Here is a 17,844-nt window from a genome sequence, read left to right as displayed (position 1 = left end):
GTCGTTCCGGACCACCCCGAGGAGACCGTGCAGGGGTTCGGGAACGCGCTTGCTCGGCGCGTGATCCGGAAGAGCGGCTCTACCCGCACGCTCCTCGTGGAACGGCGACAGCGGTTGACCGGCGGGAGCAGGAACACGCTCCCGGGCGACCGCCGGACCCGTCCCGTACGGTCCCCACGACAGGAGCCGTATGCCTGCTGTGAGCAGGTTCACGGGCTTTTTTTCTGGACGGATAAGGCTGACGGCTTTTAGCGTTCAGATTCATCTCTTTCCAGAGAATGTGGGCAATGCGCCGCGCATGTCGAAGGCGACAGCATTTCCCACGAACTTCCGCGGGACAGGGTCAACGCCGGAAAGGTGGAGCAGTGAGCATGGACGCCGTGTGGGTCCGGGGCGTGAACGGCATTCAGATGCATCACGTGACCGACCTCCAGGACGCCGGCAGGTTCCTGGGCAATGCAGCCATGGCGCTGCGGGCCGCCCACGTGAGGACCGGCACCGACCGGTACGCCGGTGTCGCCGCCGAGCTCAAGGCCCTGGCGACGCGGGTTCGGGAGCTCGAGGAGGAGGCCCGCTCCACCATGCACGAGCTGCACGCGACCGATCCGGAGCGGTTCGTCCGCTGCCGGGACGGTCACGAGCCATGGCCGGGCGAGATCCCGGCGGGGTTCATCCCGCGCCACACCTGCATGGACGAGTGTCTCTACCATGATCGCGGAGTACTCGAAGCGATCATGCAGTGCACCTGCGGCGGGCCGGTCTGCCAGGCGTGCGAGATCGGCGGCAAGCCCTGAGGGCTCGCTCGACCAGGGCCCAGTCCCTGACGCGCGGCAACACGTGACCGGCGACGGTCGCGGCACCGGCCGCGCACGGACAGCCGGAGCAGATCGGTCCTACCCGGCCGCCGGCCCGCTCGAGCTCGACCGCTCGTCGTGGCGGGTGTGTACCGCGATCCGGAGCAGTTCCTCGACCGCACCGGTCAACCTGCGGTCCTTCGGCCACACCGCGCGCAGTTGCCGATGCAGATCCACCCCCGCCACCGGGACCTCCACGATGCGCCCCTCGGCCAGGTCCTCCTGGACGGTGACCGCGCTGAGCACCGCCGGACCGGCGCCTTCGGCCACGGCGCTGCGCATCGCGGCGTTGGCGTCCAGCACCATCAGGGGTCTGACCGGCTCGACGCCAGCGCCGGCGAGTACCCGCTCGAGGGTCTCACGCGTACCTGAACCGACTTCGCGGACGATCAGGCGGGTCCGGGCCAGCTCCTCCAGATCCACCGGCTCCCGCCGTCGTGCCCAGGCATGCTGCGGCGCGCACACGACGACCAGCCGGTCGCTGCCCACCTGGCGTGAACTGAGTCCGGACGGCACGGAGGGCGCCTCGATAAAACCCAGGCTGATCCGGCCACTCGCGGCGAGCGCGCCGACCTGTTCGGAATTGGTCACCTTGAGGCTGACGTAGACGTCGGGCGATCGCCGCTGCAGCGCGCCGATCCAGCGCGGTACGAAGTGTTCGGCCAGCGTCATGCTGGACGCCAGGCGCAGATCGTCGGCGCGGTCGCCGCGCAGTGCCGCGGCGCCCGCCATCAGTGAGTCCACTTCGGCCAGCACACGCCCCGACCACTGGCACACCGCCTTGCCCTCGGTGGTGAGCACGGAGCCGCGGGTGTCGCGGTTCACCAGGGTCAGCCCCAGGCGCCGCTCCATCTGGGTCAGCCGCTTGCTCGCGGCGGGCTGGCTGATCCCCATCCGCTCGGCGGCCCGGCCGAGGCTGCCGAGCTCGGCCACCAAGGTCAGCAATTGGAGGCTGCCGAGGTCGGGAGGCGACGCGCTCATAACCACAGCCTATGAGGCCATGCCCAAGTGGGCATACCGGGTCGCCGCCCGCCCGGCGAACATGGAGCTGTCCGGAAGAACCGCGAGAGCGCCCGGACCCGACGCGATGAGGACGTCGACGCGATACCGGTTCCACCACCCGGTATTCCAGACGGTGTAGGGCCCACGGATTCGCCCGCCACCTTCTCCCAATGCGAGACCGAGAAGAGTAAGGACCAACCATGTCTCACCATCTCGACACTCCGCTGGCGGCCCAGAACGGTCAGCTGTTCATCGATGACCTGTATGTCTTCCCGGGCGAGCGCAGCACGGTGTTCGTCATGGACGTCAATTCCGACATCACCGGCGTCTACGCCCAGCCGGGATTCCACCCGGAGGCACGGTACGAATTCAAAGTCCATTTCGACGGCGCCGACTTCGAGACCCTGACCTATCGTGTCTCCTTCGGCGAGCCGGACCCGGAGGACAGTCAGTCCCTGCGGCTGCATGTCCTGACCGGGGACGAGGCGCGCGAGGACTCCGCCGACGGCGACCTGGTGCTCGAGGGCCGCACCGGTGAGACAGCAGTCGCGGACGGCACCCGCCTCTGGGCCGGGCGCATCTCCGACTCGTTCTACATCGACCTGTCGCTGCTGGCCGTCGTCAACGGGGCGGTGGCGAAGGGGACCGCGGTGGACCTGTCGGACTGGCGCCCGAAGGAGGCGCAGAACAGCTTCGCGGGCACCACCGTGGAGTCGATCGTGCTCGAGGTGTCCCATGAGCACGCGCTGCTGCGCCCCGGGACCCGCACCGGCGTGTGGTGTGCGACCAAGCTGGCCACCGACGCCGGCGGATGGCGGCAGATCAACCGCGGCGGGCACCCCATGATGTGGCCGATCTTCTGGCCCGGCGACACCGACTTCTCCAACCCCGCCAACACCCGGCACCCCTCCGAGGACTTCGCCGCCGCCGGCGAGCTCATCGCCGGGCAGGTCGCGGCCGTCGTCGCGGCCACCGGGACCTGCGCCGACCCGGAGGGGTACGGCCGGACCGTGGCCCGGCAACTGTTCCCCGACGTACTGCCCTACGTCGTCGGAACCCCCGCGACGTACGGCTTCGCCACCCGCAACGGCCGCACCCTGGCCGACAACGCGCCTGAGGCGATGCTGTCCCTTGTGACGAACACGGCCGTGCCGGCCAGGCTCATGCCGTCCGTCGCGGAGCACCTGCGGACCGCCGGCTTCCCCTACGTCGTGCCGGTCTGACCGTCCCCGCCCGCGCCACCGCGGGACGAGCTCACCGGAACGGGTCGGGTCGTACGAGCCACAAGGCACCGGTGAGCGCGAAGGGCTCCCGCGAGCAATGTGCTTGCGGGAGCCCTCCGGCGTGCCGCCTGCAGGTGAAAGATGAGAAGACGATCACGAGGAGGACGTACGGGGCGACCAGGTCGTCAGGGGCGGAGGAGCAGGCTGCCGCCGCGCTCCTTCGCGGCGGCGTAGCGCCCGGCCACGTCCTGCCAGTTGACGACCTGCCACATCGCCTCGATGAAGTCCACCTTCTGGTTCTCGTACTGCAGACAGAAGGCGCGCCGTCCTTGGGCGCGACGCCGCGGCCGGTCCTACTCGGCGCGGAGTTCGGCGGGTGCGGGCTGCGCGAGGCCCGCCGTCCACTTCTCCTCGATGCGGGCGACCTTCCACACCAGCAGGGCAATGCCCCAGGTGGCGAAGAACAGACCGACGATGACGTAGCCGATGATGTTGAGGTCGAGCCCGGCGACCCGGTCCCAGAACGCGCCGTGCAGGTGAGCCTTCTCGGCTACCAGGCCGAGGAGTTCGGCGGTACCGATGATCAAGGCGACGGCGACGGACAGGCCGGTCATGGTGAGGTTGTAGTAGACCTTGCGGACCGGCTTGGAGAACGCCCAGCCGTAGGCGAAGTTCATGAACGAGCCGTCGATGGTGTCGAGCAGGGACATGCCGGCCGCGAACAGGATCGGCAGACACAGGATCGCGTACCAGGGGAGGCCGGAGGCCGCGCCCGAACCGGCGAGGACGAGCAGCGCGATCTCGGTCGCCGTGTCGAAGCCGAGGCCGAAGAGGAGGCCCAGCGGGTACATCTGATGGGGCTTGGTGATCGACTTCATCAGGCGGCCCAGGAGGCGGTTCATGAAGCCGCGGTTGTTGAGCTGCTCCTCCAGGGCGGCCTCGTCGAAGTGGCCGGTGCGCATCTGCCGGAAGACCTTCCAGATCCCGGCCATGATGAGCAGGTTGATGAACGCGATGACGTAGAGGAACGTCCCGGAGACGGTCGTACCGATCCAGCCGGTGACGTTGTGCAGCTGGGAGTTGTCGTTCTCGACGGGTCCGGCCAGCGCCTTCACTCCCAGGGAGAGGAGGAAGGCGAGGGCGAAGACGATGCTGGAGTGGCCGAGGGAGAACCAGAAGCCGACCGACAGCGGGCGCCGGCCCTCGTTCATCAGCTTCCGGGTGGTGTTGTCGATGGCGGCGATGTGGTCGGCGTCGAAGGCGTGCCGCATGCCGAGGGTGTACGCGGTGACGCCGATGCCCATGCCGAAGGTCTTGGTGCCCAGGCTGTAGTGCTCGGGAGCGACGATCGCCACCAGGGTGAACCAGCCGATGACGTGCAGCGCCAGGATGAAGGCGGCCATCCCGCCGAGACTGGCCCACTCCTTGCGGGTCATCGAGGTACGGACGCGGCGCCACGAGATGCCGCGTCCGGAAGCCGGGGCGCCCGGCCGGACGGAAGCGGAATCGGGGGTGGTCATGGGAGCGTGGGCCTTACTGCTCGGCGGGAGGCTGTTTTCAGCCGCGCCTACCAGGTTTCTGCGAATGAGTCGCAACTACAAGCTGACCGCAGTAAAGCCCGGATCAGGTTTCGGTCAATGGCCCGAAAAAAAGGCAGAGAGGGCCGCGCGTCATACGGGCGGCAGAGGCTGCTCCGTCCACACGGTCTTGCCGTCGTGGGTGTAGCGGGTGCCCCATCGCTCCGTGAGCTGCGCGACCAGGAAGAGCCCGCGTCCGCCCTCGTCCGTGCTGAGGGCCCGCCGGAGGTGAGGGGACGTGTGGCTGGTGTCGGACACCTCGCAGATCAGGCACTGCGTACGGATGAGGCGCAGGGTGATCGGGCCAGCCGCGTACCGGTAGGCGTTGGTGACCAGCTCGCTGGCCACCAGCTCGGTGGTGAAGGCCAGGTCCGTCAGTCCCCATTGGGTCAGTTGCTCCGTCGTCAGCTCCCTGGCGCAGGCAGCGGCGGTCGCCTCCAGGGGCAGCTGCCACGAGGCGACATTCTGTGGCGGCAGCACCCGGGTACGGGCGATGAGCAGCGCGATGTCGTCGCTGGGCAGGTGGTCCGTGGGCAGCAGCGCTTCGACCACGGCGTGGCAGGTACGGTCCAGAGGATCGGCGGCGACGCTGAGACATTCGTGCAGATCCGCCAGCGCGGCGTCGACGTCGCCGTCGCGCGCCTCCAGGAGGCCGTTGGTGTAGAGCGTGAGCAGACTGCCCTCGGGAAGGTCGATGTCGCACGTTTCGAACGGCAGTCCCCCGAGGCCGAGCGGCGGCCCTGCGGGCAGGTCGAGCACGGTCACCTGGCCGTCCGGGGTGGACGCCATCGGTGCCGGGTGGCCGGCGCGCGCCATCGAGCAGCGCCGGGAGACCGGGTCGTAGACCGCGTAGAGGCAGGTGGCCCCGACCACCTGCTCCACCACTGACCCCTGGCCGTCGGCGTTGGCCTCCAGTTCGGTGGCCACCAGACTGACCAGATCGTCCAGCCGGGCCACGAGCTCGTCGGGTTCCAGGTCGAGGCTGGCCAGGGTGCGCACGGCGGCCCGCAGACGGCCCATCGAGGCCGCGGCGTGGATCCCGTGGCCGACCACGTCCCCCACGACGAGAGCGACCCGGGCCCCCGACAACGGGATCACGTCGAACCAGTCACCGCCGATACCCGGCTCGCCGCTCGCCGGGAGATATCGACAGGCCACGTCGACGGCAGGGAGGTCGGAGACCGCACTCGGCAGCAGACTGCGCTGAAGTGTCAGGGCGGCGCTCTGCTGCTGGGTGAAGCGGCGCGCGTTGTCGATGCAGACGGCCGCACGCGAGGAGAACTCCTGGGCCACCGCGGCGTCGTCGTCCTCGAAAGGCTCCGAATGGCGCGCTCGCCACAGACCCACGATGCCCAGGACCAGGCCGCGCGCCACCAGGGGCACCACGATCAGCGAATGGACGCCGAGACCCATGGCGATCTCGATCCGCCGCTGGTCCATGGCTTGCCACTCGGGGCGGAGGGACAGCAGCCGTTCGAGAATCGGGCGCTGCTCGGCCAGGCACCGCACTTGCGGGGATTCCGGAAGGAGCGGGACCGCCTCGCCCTCCTGGTACGGGACCCGGCGATCCGGGGGCGAGAGGGCCACCCGGACCAGCGGGACCGCCACACCGGGGGGTGGTTCGTCGCCGAGTGTCACGGGCTTCAGAAGGTCCACCGCGCAGTAGTCGGCCAGGCCTTGGGCGGCCACCTCGGCCAGCTCACGGGCGGTCTGGGTCACATCGAGCGAGGTTCCGATCCGGGCGCTCGCCTCGTTCAGCAGAGTGAGCCTGCGTCGGGCCCGATGGCGCTCGGTCACGTCCTCGATCGTCTCGGCCACACCGAGGACCCGGCCCGTGGCGTCCTCCATCCGGAACGCCGAGACGGACACGATCCGTTCCCGGCCCGGATCCAGCCGGGTCCGTGCGGACTGCTCCGTGAAGATCAACGGCTCGCCGGTCTCCAGCACGTGCCGTACCCGCTCCTCGGCCGGACCCGCGTCCTCGTCGACGAGGAATTCGCGGGGACGGTGTCCCACCGGCGCCTCGGCGGGGACGCCGCTCGCCTTTTCGACGGCGCGGTTGACCCGGAGCACCGTCCTCTCCGGGCTGTGGATGACCAGACCGATCGGGGAACGGTGATAGAGGCCGTCCAGCAGAGCACGGTCCCGCTGCCAGGCGACGATCTCCGCCACCGGGGCACCGACCAGAAACCACTCCTGGCTGTCCCCCTCCCGGGTGATCGCACGGGCCCGGAAACCGAGCTCCACACGCCGTCCGTCACGGTGCCGGACGGGCAAAGGCCCGAACCAGCTCCCCGTGCTCATGGCGTCCGCGGCGGCGGCCCGCGCGGCAGGCAGGTCACGGGCGTCGATCAGCAGGTCCCGCCACGCCCGCCCGATCACTTCCGTGGCCTTGTAACCCAGCAGCTCCTGGGCACGTGCGCTCCAGCCGACCACGGTGCCGTGCTCGTCGAGCACGGCCGAGGCACTGTGCCCGAGGGCGAACGGATCCTCCGGACTCTCGCTGAACAGCATCGACGGCGTCCCCATAGCCACCACCTTGCCTCCGTGACTCCGATCTTCCTCCCCCCGGTCTCCGTCCGCGACTCTCCCGGTCCTTTCGGCCCAGCGGTTCGGCAGGAGTGCTCGGCGGTGCCCACACGTGCGCGCTCAGGAGGCGAGGATGCCGATGCCGTCGCCCAGCAGCTTGAGTCCGAGGACGAACAAAAGGGCGGCCATCAGGGCTGCGTTGTGCTGTGCTGCCCAGTCCCGCCAGGAGCCAAGGATTCGCTCGGCCCGCTCCCCCATGAACAGGAAGACGGCCAGCGGTGCGAGGACCCCGAGCGAGGCGATGACGACGAAGACGGCGAGTGCCCCGATCTGCGCCGGCACCGGAATTCCGGCCGAGTTGATCGAGGCGCCCGCGGCAAGGGTCAGGGGTGCGTTCTTGGCGTTGGCCGCCGACAGCAGCAGCCCCAGCCCGAAGACCTTGCGCGGGGTGAAGCGGTCGATCGCGGCCATCCACTTCGGCAGCCGGGCCTGCGCGGGGTCGGTGGGCCGTCGGCGCCACTGCCGGACGGCGAAGAGGACGAGCAGCACGCCCAGGGCGAGCTTCAGAGCGCCGACCCAGGTGGCCGGGTGCTTGTTCGTGGACGCGCCGCCCGGGCCGCCCACCGCGAGCATGATCGCGCCGAGGAGTGCCAGACCCAGGAGCCAGCCCACGGCGAACAGGGCGCCGTTGAGGCGGCCGCGCCCAGTGGCCAGGAGGAGGATGATCGCCACGATGGGGAGCGGGCTGACCGCGACACCGGCCGCCAGGCCCAGCACCTCGCCTACGGCGTGTCCCAAGGTGGGCTCCTCGCGGGTAGAAGAGGTCGGGCCGGCCGGACAGCCGGGGTCCGGCTCAGTTCTTGATTCCGCTGATGGCGATCGGCAGATGGCGCGGACCTCGCAGAACTGCGTTGCGGCGGTAGGGAGGCGGGTCCTCGACCAGGCGTGGACCGTCGAGGCGGCGGGCGAACTCGGTCAGGGCGAGCCGGGCTTCCAGCCGGGCGAGGGTTCGCCGAAGCAGTATGCGAGGAACGCGCACGGCGCGCATCCCTGACACCGGTTGAGATCGACGACAAGCCCCATGAGCGTTCAGCTCCTTCGCGAGGTGGTCACGGGCGCCGTCGTCGTTCCACGCCGGCAGGCAGCCCGGACGCGAGCTGTCCCCTGCGCCCCAGCGTGTGCGAGCCCGTCCACGGGCGCACGTCCGCCAAGCCGACAGAGTGAGCCCGGCACCGGGACAGCCCACGGGCCTCGCGTTCCCATCAGGGATTCCCGGATCGTGCGGCGGCAGGTACCTGGGCGGTGCGGGCTCAGGAGGCCACTTCGACGGCGCTGAGCAGCCGGTGCCGGTCCAGGACATGGTCGAAGCCCGGGACGATGTGGGCGCTGTCGCGGGGGTCGGCGGCGAGCGCGGCATGGACCCCCGTACGTGTCGAGCCCCTCCGCCCGATCACATCGGGGAAAGGGCTCGACCATCCGCCCAAGTGCCGTCCGGTCCCCGGCCCTGCTCAAGCGAAGTGCCGGATACGAGCGGCCGTTTCGGGCGTGTACGGCGGCCAGTCGTCCACCGATCCGGTCCTCACGAACTCGGCGACCGCGCTCGCGAAGGTGCGTCCCAGGGCGCGCTGGGCGTCTCCTGGCCTGCCCAGCATCGGACTGTCCTGGTAGGCGTCGAAGGTGTTGAAGAGGAAAGGCAGTTCGCCGCAGTGGGTGGCGCCCAGGGCGAGCTCGTCCTCGGCCGGCCGGTAGTCGAACTGGTAGACGTAGGTCGCGGTGCCGCCGGCCGCGTGGTGGTCGGCGAGCTCCAGCGCGCCGTTGCGGAACACCTCGCCGGTCTCCACCGCGGTGAAGATCTGCGCCGGCGTCGCCTGCGGAAGCCGGGCCGCCTGCCGCTGGTAGACCTCCTGGGCCTGTGCGCCGATCTGACCGGTCAGGATGTCCAGCGCACCGGTGGGGGTGAGGTTCTGGATGTCCGGGTCGAGGGCGAAGAAGGCCGTCATCTCGTCCTGCGCGGTGCCGATCAGCAGAGGCTTGCCCTCCAGTGCGCCGTCCGCGACCGCTCGCTGCCAGGCGAGGGGAGCACCGGGGCCACCGAGCACCGGACACATCGGCGGGGCGACATCGCCCGGACGCACGAGTTGTGCCGCGAGCCGGCCGTAGGCGGACAGCAGTTGCTCAACGGGCAGTGCACGCAGTGCCTTTGCGGCGTCCGCGCCGCCCGGCACACCGAGCAGCCGCAGGTACGTCTCGGCGTTCTCGGCCGCGGTCTGCGGGTCCTGCGGCCGCAGTCCGAAGGGGCTGCTTTCCAGCAGCACCCGGGTGACGAGTCCCGTTGTCCGCGGATCGAGCGCCAGCGACAGGGCCGAGTACGCCCCGGCTGACTGCCCGCCGACCGTGACGCTGTGCGGGTCGCCGCCGAACGAGGCGATGTTGTCCTGCACCCAGCGCAGCACGGCGGCCTGGTCCTGGGAGCCAAGGTTGGCGGCACCGATCTCCGGCAGATACAGATAACCCAGCGGTCCCACCCGGTAGTTCGCGGTCACCACCACGATGTCACCCAGTGCGGCCAGACGGGTCCCGTCGTACCAGTCCCATCCGCCGGAGCCGCTGGAGAAGCCGCCCCCGTGCCACCAGACCAGGACCGGGCGGGGCGCCTCGCCCTCGAACGCCCGCAGCGGACTGAAGACGTTGACAGTCAGGCAGCCGTCCTCGTTCCAGTCCGGCACGCGGCGCCCCATCACCCGCTCCAGCCGTGAGGCCGCCTGCGGTACGGCCGGCCCGGCCTGCACCGCCTCCTTCACTCCCGACCATCCCGGGTGCGGCCGCGGCGGCGCGAAACGCAGCTCACCGACCGGCGACGCGGCATAGGGGATTCCCCGGAAGGAGATCGCCTCGCCTTCCGCGACCCCCCTGACCTTGCCCCGGTCCGTGTCCACGGTCCGGCCCTCGACACCCGTCATCGTGCTCTCCTCTCTCGTCGCGGCTGCTCTGAGTCCGTTTCTATCCGGGCGAGGGAATCCGAGCCAGAAAGAACCTCCTGAGGCGCCAACAAGCGACATAGGATCTTGCTGTATGAAGAAAGTGCGCCATCAGCTGGAGGAAACAGACCGCCGGATCGCGGCCGCGCTGCTGGCTGCCCCGCGGGCCTCCTGGCGCACGGTCGGCGGCGTCCTGGGCATCTCGGAGCGCACCGTGGTGCGGCGTGCGGCGCCTCTGTTCCACGACGGAACGCTGCGTGCCACAGCCGTGCGCAACCCCGCGTGCTTCCCCGATCTGATTCCGCTCGCACTGCGCATCCGGTGCCGGCCCAACCGGATCGGCGCCGTCGCCGCCACCCTGGCCCGCCGCCCCGACACCATCTGGGTGGATGTCCTCGGCGGCGGGGACGAAATCTGCACCATCCTGTTCCTGGACGGGCCGGAGGCACGCAACACGCTGCTGCTGCGCGACCTCCCCGCCACCCCCGCGGTCCAGTCGTGGACCTCTCATGTCCTCCTGCGGGTCTTCCCGGCCGCCTTCGACTGGAGCGGCGGCCTGCTGTCGGAAGCCGAGCTGACCGGTCTGCGCCCCGGCACGCCTGCGGCGCCCACCCGCTCCGCCCTGCTGCCCGTCGACGACCAGCTGATCGCCGCGCTGATCGAGGACGGGCGGGCCTCCTACGCCGACCTCGCGCGCCGCGCCGACACCACCGCTCTCACCGCCCGCCGCCGCCTGGAGGCACTGGTGGGCGGCCAGGTCCTCAGACTCGCGACCGAAGTCGATCTGGCCCGGCTGGGCATGCGCGCCGAGGCACTCCTGTGGATCACCGCCGCACCCGGCGGCCTGGAGGAGACGGGCCGCGTGCTCAGCCGCCACCCACAGGTCCGCTTCACCTCGGCCACCACCGGTCCGGCCAATCTCCTCGTGGCCGTGGCGGCAGCCGACCTCGACGCGCTCTACCTCTTCCTGAGCGAGACCATCGGCGCCCTCAAGCACATCTCCAGCCTTGAGGTCACCCCCATCCTGACCGGGGTCAAGCGGACCGGCCTGGTCCGTCCGGGCAGCCTCTGAGCCGATCACGTCCGGCGGGGTGCATACGCAGGCAAGACGCCGCCCGTATGACGAGAACGAGCCTCCTGATCGAGTTTCCTGATCGGCAGTGGGTGAGCGAGCGCTCGCAGGAGAGCCGTACGCCCCAGGCCACGACGAGCGGTACTACGTCCACAACGACGGCCGCGCCACCAAGGGCCGGGCGGCCCGATGAGTTCCGGAGCCCGCCGGGGTCTACCTCTGTACAAGCCAAAGCTGCGAGCTCTGTGAGGGGACCATGACCACCCACGCCCTACCCCCCGTCGTCGACGCCGCAACCTGGGAGCACCGGCTCGAGGCACTGCGGGCCCGGGAGAAGGCCGCGACGCGGGAGCTCGACTCCATCGCCGCCGAGCGCCGCCGCCTGCCGATGGTCGAGATGCCCGACTACACCCTCGAAGGCGAGGACGGGCCGGTCCGGCTGGCGGACGTCTTCGAAGGCAAGAGGCAACTGATCGTCTACAACCACATGTGGTTCGCCGGCAAGGAATGGCAGTGCCCGGGCTGCACGGGGTTCACCTCGCAGTACACCCGCCTGGAGTTCCTGGACAACTACGATGCGCGATTCGTCATCGTCACCCAGGGCCCGATCAAAGAGGCACTCGCCTACAAGCAGCGGGTCGGCAACCGGATGCCGTGGTACTCGACGGCGAACAGCTCGTTCGGGGCCGACGTCGGCGCACCACCCGACGGAGGATTCGCGGTCAACGTGTTCCTGCGCGACGGCGACACCGTCTACCGCACCTGGCACACCAACGGCAGGGGTACCGAGCAGCTCAGTCACTCCTTCGCGCTGATCGATCTCCTGCCGTACGGACGGCAGGAGGAATGGCAGGACTCGCCCGAGGGCTGGCCTCAGTCGCCCACCTACAGCCGGTGGGCGACGTCGAAGGACATCGCCGCGGCCTACGGCCCGGGCGCCGACGGCAGCTGAACGGGGCGACCGTTGCCCGGCGTCGCCGACGCCGGGCAAGCGGGTGCCGCACTGGTGCGGGTCCGGGTCGGCATGCGGCAGTCCGCTCGGAACGCCGCTGTCCACCCGCCTAAAGCAACCAATGGTTGCGCATTCCCGGGAAACGCTCTACCGTGATACGCAACCAAAGGTTGCGAGAGGGGAAATCCGGTGGAGTACGGCAGCATCGAGCGGGAGATCCACATCGAAGCCACGCCCGAGGTGGTCTACGAGGTCATCAGCAGGCCCGAACACCTGCGGGAGTGGTGGCCGGACGAAGCCGAACTCGAGCCGGTGCCCGGCGCCACCGGGGTCATCACGTTCGGCGACAGGACTGCGCCGGAGGCGACGGTCGTACCACTCACGGTCCTGGAGGCCGACCCGCCCCGGCGGTTCTCCTTCCGGTGGGTGTACGACGAGGGTGAGGCCGCGACATCGGCCAACTCCCTCCTGGTGACCTTCGAGTTGGTCCCGTCCGGTGCGGGCACACTGCTGCGCTTCACCGAGACGGGGTTCCGGGAGAAGGGCTGGGAGGCGGCTGTGCTCGAAGAGGAGTACCGCCAGCACGTCACCGGCTGGGACCACTTCCTGCCCCGCCTGGTCACCTACGTCGCCCGGCTGGTGGCGGCGCGATGAGCGTCACCATCGACGACGAGCTCTGGTCGGCGGTGGGGGACCCGACCCGTCGGCGGATGCTCGACCTGTTGTTGACCGACGGCGGCGGAACGGCGACCACGCTGAGCGAGCAGCTGCCGGTCACGCGGCAGGCGGTCGCCAAACACCTCGGCGTCCTCGACCGGGTCGGACTGGTTCACGTCACGCCGTCCGGGCGCGAGCGCCGCTACGACGTGGACGAGGCCCAGCTTGCCCGCGCGGTCGCGCAGCTGTCGGCGGTCGGGGCCACCTGGGACGCCCGGCTGCAGCGCATCAAGCGGATCGCCGAGGCAATCCAGCGCACCCGGGAGAGCTGACCGCTCACGAACGAACGCCGCACGTCCGTGGCGGCGCCGGCCAACCGCGCCCGAGTGCGGGCGCCTACACGAGAAAGAGGCAGCGAGATGGTGGACATCCTGCACAGGATCGGAGTCACGTCGTCTCCCGACGACGTCTACGCGGCCTTGACCACGGTCGAGGGGCTGGCGAGCTGGTGGACCGAGGACACGGACGGCGACGGCAAGGCCGGAGGAGTCCTCCGATTTCGCTTCGTGCCGGGCGGGTTCGACATGAAGGTCCTGGAGGCTCAGCCCGCCGACCGCGTGCTCTGGGAAGTCGTCGACGGGCCCGACGAGTGGATCGGCACGCGGATCCACTTCGAGCTGAAGCAGGAGGACGGCTTCACCATCGTGTTGTTCCGGCACGAGGGCTGGAAGGAGCCGGTGGAGTTCATGTACCACTGCAGCACCAAGTGGGCGACCTTCCTGATGAGCCTCAAGAAGCTGGTCGAAACGGGCAAGGGCGAACCCGCGCCGCACGATGTCAGGATCAGCAACTGGCACTAGACCGTGCCCGTCATGTCCGGGCAAGGCTCGACAAGCAGCGCGAACACAGCAGGGCAGAGGTGCCGAGTTGGCTCCCGCAGGAGCCAGTGCCAAGATGTCGCATGTGCTTGTTTTGGACCCTACGGCAACCGTTGCCGCACGTTCCCGAGCTTGGCTGAGGGTGGAGGCATGAACGTCCAGCTGCTGGTGGTACCGGACTGCGCCAACGAAGCTGCGGCACGCGACCTGCTGACTCGGGCTCTGTCCGATCTCGGACTCGCGGACGTGAACGTCGGCACCCGTATGATCGGCAGTCCGGAACTGGCTGCCGAGTTGAGGTTCTTGGGGTCGCCGACGTTCTTGATCAACGGGTGGGATCCGTTCGGCGAGCCGGATCGGGTTCCCGGGCTGACCTGCCGGGTCTATCGCGGCCCGGACGGTGCCCTGTCCGGCCTCCCGGAGATCCGCGAGCTGCGGCAGGCACTGCGGCAGGCAGCCGCGCAGGCTGAAGATGCCCGGACGAACCCGTCCCGGCCCGCGTGACCCGGTTCGTGTTCAGGGCTGAAGACCGTCGTCGAGCATGCGGTGCCGCATCCTGCTGACGGTCACCGCCAGTCCGAACCGAGGTCGCGCAGCGGGACAAGGCCCTCGACCCCGTCCGCGACCTGGACGAAGAAGCCGAAGGGGACCACCTTGGTCACTGGCCCGCGCAGTGTCCGGCCCACCGCGACGCCGTCGGCGAACACCATGAAGGGGTCCGGCTGAGTCGCCCGGAGGGACAGCCGGGCTTCCCCCCGATCGGCTCGTCAACCGGTCCGCTCATCAGCCGCCCCGCCAGGGAGCTTGGCCGCGGGTACGTTCACCGAGGTGATCGTGGGCGGTGCGCTGAACAGCTCGGCGCCGCGGGCCTCGATCTGTTGGCGCACCTTGCCTTGGTGATGCGCTTCGCGGTCCTCTTCTGTCTCGACGGCATCGAAGCTCCGGAAGGAGCTGGGTCCGAGCCGGAAGGAGAACCAGGCCAGAGTCCCCGGCTCCGCGTCGACCAGGGCCTTGGCGACGGCTGAGCGCGGACCACTGCCGCCCCGCCGGGAGTGCCACCGGGCTCTTCCCCGCTCCCGTTCCGTACCGGAGCTTCGAGATCACCACAGATCCGGGCTGCCTGATCTTCATGTACACGAACGGCCTCACCGATGGAGACGCAGCCGAGCCGATCGGGACGCCACGAGCGGCAGGGTTCAGAGCCCGCTGATCTCGATGTATTCGAAGGTCAGCAGCCCGTTCTCCGCGTAGGGAAGCCGTCCCAACTTGTCCTGCGCGTCCTGCAGGCTCTCGGCCTCCACCAGGAGGAATGCGCCGGGCCGGTCGTGGCGGCGGAACGCCGAGAGCACAACGCCGTCCGCCTTCAGCTCCCGCAGTACCCGGGCCTCGCCCTCCGCGTGAGCGGCCAGCCCGCTCGGGTCGGTAACCGTTCCTGTCACGTGCAGATACATCGACCACCTCCTGGTTCTCGTGTTGACATGGGAGACACCCCCGGCATGACGTACCCGAGCGGTTCGAGCTCGCTCCAACAGACGTCGCCGGCACCGGGAGCAGCTCACATCCGGGTCTTCGCCTCAGCCGCACTGCGCGCCGAGATCTCCCGGAAGTCCTCAAGCGTGTGGTGCTGGATCTCGTACTCCCGCCCATGCACCCAGCGAGCGGTGAGTTCGGCCAGGCGAGTGCCGTACCGTTCGGCGGTGACCATGTCGCCGTGCGCGCCGACCACGTCCGGGCCTTCGTCCACGTTGGTCTGCCCCATCACGCCGAGCCAGGAGCCCAGACGGTTGACGTCGTAGATCGTTCCGCCGGTCCAGTTGTTGCCGGCCGAGTCGCCGACCGAGATCCACTGCATGTTCATCTGTGCGGCGAAGACGGCGAGTTGCTGCAGAGAGAACAGCTTGTCCCCGTTCTGGGACGCGGAGTGCGTGAAGCCGCCGGCCAGCTTGTCCTTCCATTCCTGTCCGAGGAACGGATAGAACGCGCCCTCCAGAAACGCCTTGAACACCGCCGACAGACTGCCCATGTAGGTCGGCGCACCGAACACGATCGTGTCGGAATCCTTCAGCAGCTCCATCGTTGCCGCGTCCGACCATCGGCCTTCCGACACTTGGTCGCCACGGATCTCGATCAGATGCACGTCGACACCCGGCACACTCTTCACGCCACGTGCGATGTGCTCGGCCAGCGCACGGGTGTGTCCGTTCGGGGAGTGGTAGACAGCAGCGACTGTGGCCATGGGGACACCTTTCTGAACTGCGGTCGATGTCCGCACGTGCGGACGGGGTGGAGCGACCGGGGGGCCATACAGGTGACACGACGGCCGGATGAGGCAGCACAGGAAGCATGTGAGTGCCAGAAGGATGCGCACCGGCGCGTTCGGCACATGCCCGGGAGAGCTGCGCAATGGTGTGGGTCGTGGCCGCATCGGTGTCACCCCATGGGGGCACCGGCTGCCGCGATCAGAGGCAATGCGGCACAACAGTCCTGCAGGCGGAGGGCGTTGCCCGGACTTCTGCCGCCGGGTGGTGACACGGGGCCTGTTCGGCCCAGTGAGGTGGAGCCGTCACCCCGCCACGCCGGCCGGCGACCCGTCCGCCGCGGCCGCGGCGCTGGATCGTTGGTGTGTCGCCGGGCGGGTACGGGCCTGCGCCGGCCGATCGGGACGGTGAACGGCTGTCAGGCGGCCTTGGCGGGCTCGACGGCGGAAAGGAACGCGTCGATGGTGGCGACCTCGTGCCCGAAGGTCGGATAGGAGATTTCCAGCGCGGCACGGTGGGCTTCCTCAGTGAACTCAGCCACGGCATCCGTGAGGAAGGTGACGTGGTAGCCCGCTTCCAGCGCGTGCCGCCCCGTGCCCTCGATGCAGGTCTGCGAGGTGAGACCGGCCAGGACCACCTTCTCGATCCCATGGTTGCGGAGCTGCTCGTGGAGGTCGGTTCCGGCGAACGAGTCGAACATGTGGTGCCGGCCGACGACGACGTCACCGTCCTGCGGCCGCAGCGGCGGGTAGAAGTCGGCGCCGTAGCTGCCTTCCCAGAAGACCTGGTTGTCCACCGCGAACTGGAATCGCGGCAGGACGTGCTTGATGTCGGTAAAGGCGTCGGCGTTCAGGCCGTGCGGCGCGTAGAAGACCGTGACGCCCGCTTCGCGCGCACCTGCGATCAGGCGGTCCAGCTGGGCACGCAGGTCCAGCTTGTCCAGCATGGGTCCTATCTGCGCGCTGAGCTTTCCGTCCTCGGCGAGGAAGTCGTTGAGGGCGTCGACCACGACCAGTGCCGTCCGCTCAGGGGGGTAGCTGCGAGTGTTCACGGGTTTCCTCTCGTTGTGCGGGCCGCGGGCGCGGGCGGCGCCGCAGAGCTGTCGGGGTAGATCCCGAGGCTTTTACATGATGATCATCATGAATAATTTAATCATGATGATCGTCATGTAAAGTGTCAAGCGACAGCCGGCCCGGTCGGAGGTAGCCATGCGTGCATCCCGTGAGCAAGTGACCGCAAACCGTGAGAGCATCATCGTCAGCGCAGGTCAGCAGTTCAGGAAGCGCGGCTTCGACGATGTGACGATCTCCGATGTGATGAAGGCCGCAGGGCTCACCCACGGGGGTTTCTACGGCTACTTCGGCTCCAAGGACGCGCTGGAGGCGGCCGTCTGCGAACGCGGAGTGGCCGACAGCGTCGCCGCCGTCGAGGCCGTGGCGGCGGACGGCACCGGAGACCAGGGAGCGGACACGGCCCCTCTGCTGCAGCGATTCGTGCGGGACTATGTCTCGGCTGAGCACAGGGACAGGCCGGAGGACGGGTGTACCGTCGGGGCCTTGGCGCGTGACGCCAGCCGCAGCCCCGTCGAGCTCCAGCACATCTTCGCTTCCGGCATCACGGGGATGGCGGAGTCACTGGCGCGCCTCAGGAAGCTGGACGCGCCGGACCAGGAGCAGAGCTCCGCGCCCGACTTCGCCACTTTGTCCACCATGATCGGCGCCCTCACACTGGCGCGGGCCGTGGCGGATGCCGATCCGGTCCTCTCCGAGAGAATCCTCGAGTCGGCGCGTACACACATCGAATCGTCTGCATCCGCCTGACGGGCACGGCGCACTCAACGCCGGGCGGCTGCCGCCGTCCACTG

At 69.3% G+C, this 17,844-nt stretch carries 18 protein-coding genes and 3 pseudogenes; 9 read left to right on the top strand and 12 right to left on the bottom strand.

Going from position 1 to position 17,844, the window contains the following annotated elements; all coding sequences use genetic code 11:
- The first annotated feature begins 371 nt into the window (after window positions 1-371).
- A complete protein-coding gene (locus ABZ904_RS17665) occupies window positions 372-794 on the top strand; it encodes a hypothetical protein (protein WP_359391161.1) in 423 nt (140 codons plus the stop codon).
- 99 nt (window positions 795-893) lie between these two features.
- Here the strand turns inward: ABZ904_RS17665 and ABZ904_RS17660 are convergent, their stop codons facing one another.
- Entirely contained in the window at window positions 894-1,835 is a 942-nt protein-coding gene (locus ABZ904_RS17660) for a LysR family transcriptional regulator (protein ID WP_360997694.1), read from the bottom strand.
- A 221-nt stretch (window positions 1,836-2,056) separates the two neighbouring features.
- Between ABZ904_RS17660 and ABZ904_RS17655 the strand changes: the two genes are divergently transcribed.
- Window positions 2,057-3,079 carry a DUF4331 family protein gene (locus tag ABZ904_RS17655; RefSeq protein WP_361824074.1) on the top strand — a complete coding sequence of 341 codons (1,023 nt, stop codon included), beginning with the start codon at window positions 2,057-2,059 and terminating at the stop codon, window positions 3,077-3,079.
- Window positions 3,080-3,264: 185 nt separating this feature from the next.
- On the opposite strand, the pseudogene ABZ904_RS17650 reads toward ABZ904_RS17655, so the two are convergent.
- The 7 genes and pseudogenes from ABZ904_RS17650 to ABZ904_RS17620 form a co-directional block, all read right to left on the bottom strand.
- Window positions 3,265-3,399 (bottom strand): annotated as a pseudogene (locus ABZ904_RS17650) (Fe-Mn family superoxide dismutase); the annotation flags it as partial.
- 33 nt (window positions 3,400-3,432) lie between these two features.
- Window positions 3,433-4,515, bottom strand: coding sequence for a HoxN/HupN/NixA family nickel/cobalt transporter (locus ABZ904_RS17645; RefSeq protein WP_360997740.1), 1,083 nt, complete (start codon window positions 4,513-4,515; stop codon window positions 3,433-3,435).
- A 234-nt stretch (window positions 4,516-4,749) separates the two neighbouring features.
- Window positions 4,750-7,185 (bottom strand): SpoIIE family protein phosphatase, encoded by a 2,436-nt coding sequence (locus ABZ904_RS17640; protein WP_361824071.1) that lies wholly within the window; start codon window positions 7,183-7,185, stop codon window positions 4,750-4,752.
- 120 nt (window positions 7,186-7,305) lie between these two features.
- Window positions 7,306-7,983, bottom strand: coding sequence for a GAP family protein (locus tag ABZ904_RS17635; protein WP_359390921.1), 678 nt, complete (start codon window positions 7,981-7,983; stop codon window positions 7,306-7,308).
- A 55-nt stretch (window positions 7,984-8,038) separates the two neighbouring features.
- A pseudogene (locus ABZ904_RS17630) lies at window positions 8,039-8,191 on the bottom strand (cytochrome P450); the annotation flags it as partial.
- A gap of 304 nt (window positions 8,192-8,495) precedes the next feature.
- Window positions 8,496-8,639 (bottom strand): hypothetical protein, encoded by a 144-nt coding sequence (locus ABZ904_RS17625; RefSeq protein ID WP_361824068.1) that lies wholly within the window; start codon window positions 8,637-8,639, stop codon window positions 8,496-8,498.
- Window positions 8,640-8,693: 54 nt separating this feature from the next.
- Window positions 8,694-10,145 carry a carboxylesterase family protein gene (locus ABZ904_RS17620; protein ID WP_361824065.1) on the bottom strand — a complete coding sequence of 484 codons (1,452 nt, stop codon included), beginning with the start codon at window positions 10,143-10,145 and terminating at the stop codon, window positions 8,694-8,696.
- A gap of 112 nt (window positions 10,146-10,257) precedes the next feature.
- On the opposite strand from ABZ904_RS17620, the gene ABZ904_RS17615 reads away from it, so the two are divergent.
- From ABZ904_RS17615 to ABZ904_RS17590, 6 genes are all read left to right on the top strand, one after another.
- Window positions 10,258-11,235 (top strand): Lrp/AsnC family transcriptional regulator, encoded by a 978-nt coding sequence (locus ABZ904_RS17615; protein ID WP_361824063.1) that lies wholly within the window; start codon window positions 10,258-10,260, stop codon window positions 11,233-11,235.
- Between the two features lie 256 nt (window positions 11,236-11,491).
- A complete protein-coding gene (locus ABZ904_RS17610) occupies window positions 11,492-12,187 on the top strand; it encodes a DUF899 family protein (RefSeq protein WP_359390908.1) in 696 nt (231 codons plus the stop codon).
- Window positions 12,188-12,376: 189 nt separating this feature from the next.
- Window positions 12,377-12,841, top strand: coding sequence for an SRPBCC family protein (locus ABZ904_RS17605; RefSeq protein WP_360997702.1), 465 nt, complete (start codon window positions 12,377-12,379; stop codon window positions 12,839-12,841).
- On the top strand, window positions 12,838-13,176 hold the full coding sequence (locus ABZ904_RS17600) for a metalloregulator ArsR/SmtB family transcription factor (RefSeq protein WP_359390902.1): 339 nt from the start codon (window positions 12,838-12,840) through the stop codon (window positions 13,174-13,176). The genes ABZ904_RS17605 and ABZ904_RS17600 overlap by 4 nt, the downstream gene beginning before the upstream one ends.
- An 87-nt stretch (window positions 13,177-13,263) precedes the next feature.
- Window positions 13,264-13,704 carry an SRPBCC domain-containing protein gene (locus ABZ904_RS17595; protein ID WP_360997705.1) on the top strand — a complete coding sequence of 147 codons (441 nt, stop codon included), beginning with the start codon at window positions 13,264-13,266 and terminating at the stop codon, window positions 13,702-13,704.
- Window positions 13,705-13,872: 168 nt separating this feature from the next.
- Entirely contained in the window at window positions 13,873-14,226 is a 354-nt protein-coding gene (locus ABZ904_RS17590) for a hypothetical protein (RefSeq protein WP_359390896.1), read from the top strand.
- Window positions 14,227-14,306: 80 nt separating this feature from the next.
- Here the strand turns inward: ABZ904_RS17590 and ABZ904_RS17585 are convergent.
- The 4 genes and pseudogenes from ABZ904_RS17585 to ABZ904_RS17570 form a co-directional block, all read right to left on the bottom strand.
- A pseudogene (locus ABZ904_RS17585) lies at window positions 14,307-14,477 on the bottom strand (S1 RNA-binding domain-containing protein); the annotation flags it as partial.
- A gap of 441 nt (window positions 14,478-14,918) precedes the next feature.
- Window positions 14,919-15,173 carry a hypothetical protein gene (locus ABZ904_RS17580; protein ID WP_359390893.1) on the bottom strand — a complete coding sequence of 85 codons (255 nt, stop codon included), beginning with the start codon at window positions 15,171-15,173 and terminating at the stop codon, window positions 14,919-14,921.
- A gap of 104 nt (window positions 15,174-15,277) precedes the next feature.
- Entirely contained in the window at window positions 15,278-15,958 is a 681-nt protein-coding gene (locus ABZ904_RS17575; RefSeq protein ID WP_359390890.1) for a flavodoxin family protein, read from the bottom strand.
- A gap of 440 nt (window positions 15,959-16,398) precedes the next feature.
- A complete protein-coding gene (locus tag ABZ904_RS17570) occupies window positions 16,399-17,031 on the bottom strand; it encodes an isochorismatase family cysteine hydrolase (protein WP_361824057.1) in 633 nt (210 codons plus the stop codon).
- Between the two features lie 178 nt (window positions 17,032-17,209).
- On the opposite strand from ABZ904_RS17570, the gene ABZ904_RS17565 reads away from it, so the two are divergent.
- Window positions 17,210-17,800 (top strand): TetR/AcrR family transcriptional regulator, encoded by a 591-nt coding sequence (locus ABZ904_RS17565; protein WP_361824054.1) that lies wholly within the window; start codon window positions 17,210-17,212, stop codon window positions 17,798-17,800.
- Window positions 17,801-17,844: the final 44 nt, after the last annotated feature.

It is taken from the genome of Streptomyces sp. NPDC046900 (genome assembly GCF_040644975.1).
Taxonomy (GTDB): Bacteria; Actinomycetota; Actinomycetes; order Streptomycetales; family Streptomycetaceae; genus Streptomyces.
This window is presented reverse-complemented; position numbering and strand designations above follow the sequence as displayed.

Bases quoted from the DNA above. Each gene is read 5' to 3' on its own strand.
- ABZ904_RS17665 (WP_359391161.1), top strand. From the start codon at position 372: ATGGACGCCGTGTGGGTCCGGGGCGTGAACGGCATTCAGATGCATCAC.
- ABZ904_RS17660 (WP_360997694.1), bottom strand. From the start codon at position 1,835: ATGAGCGCGTCGCCTCCCGACCTCGGCAGCCTCCAATTGCTGACCTTG.
- ABZ904_RS17655 (WP_361824074.1), top strand. From the start codon at position 2,057: ATGTCTCACCATCTCGACACTCCGCTGGCGGCCCAGAACGGTCAGCTG.
- ABZ904_RS17645 (WP_360997740.1), bottom strand. From the start codon at position 4,515: ATGACCCGCAAGGAGTGGGCCAGTCTCGGCGGGATGGCCGCCTTCATC.
- ABZ904_RS17640 (WP_361824071.1), bottom strand. From the start codon at position 7,185: ATGGGGACGCCGTCGATGCTGTTCAGCGAGAGTCCGGAGGATCCGTTC.
- ABZ904_RS17620 (WP_361824065.1), bottom strand. From the start codon at position 10,145: ATGACGGGTGTCGAGGGCCGGACCGTGGACACGGACCGGGGCAAGGTC.
- ABZ904_RS17615 (WP_361824063.1), top strand. From the start codon at position 10,258: ATGAAGAAAGTGCGCCATCAGCTGGAGGAAACAGACCGCCGGATCGCG.
- ABZ904_RS17610 (WP_359390908.1), top strand. From the start codon at position 11,492: ATGACCACCCACGCCCTACCCCCCGTCGTCGACGCCGCAACCTGGGAG.
- ABZ904_RS17600 (WP_359390902.1), top strand. From the start codon at position 12,838: ATGAGCGTCACCATCGACGACGAGCTCTGGTCGGCGGTGGGGGACCCG.
- ABZ904_RS17595 (WP_360997705.1), top strand. From the start codon at position 13,264: ATGGTGGACATCCTGCACAGGATCGGAGTCACGTCGTCTCCCGACGAC.
- ABZ904_RS17590 (WP_359390896.1), top strand. From the start codon at position 13,873: ATGAACGTCCAGCTGCTGGTGGTACCGGACTGCGCCAACGAAGCTGCG.
- ABZ904_RS17580 (WP_359390893.1), bottom strand. From the start codon at position 15,173: ATGTATCTGCACGTGACAGGAACGGTTACCGACCCGAGCGGGCTGGCC.
- ABZ904_RS17575 (WP_359390890.1), bottom strand. From the start codon at position 15,958: ATGGCCACAGTCGCTGCTGTCTACCACTCCCCGAACGGACACACCCGT.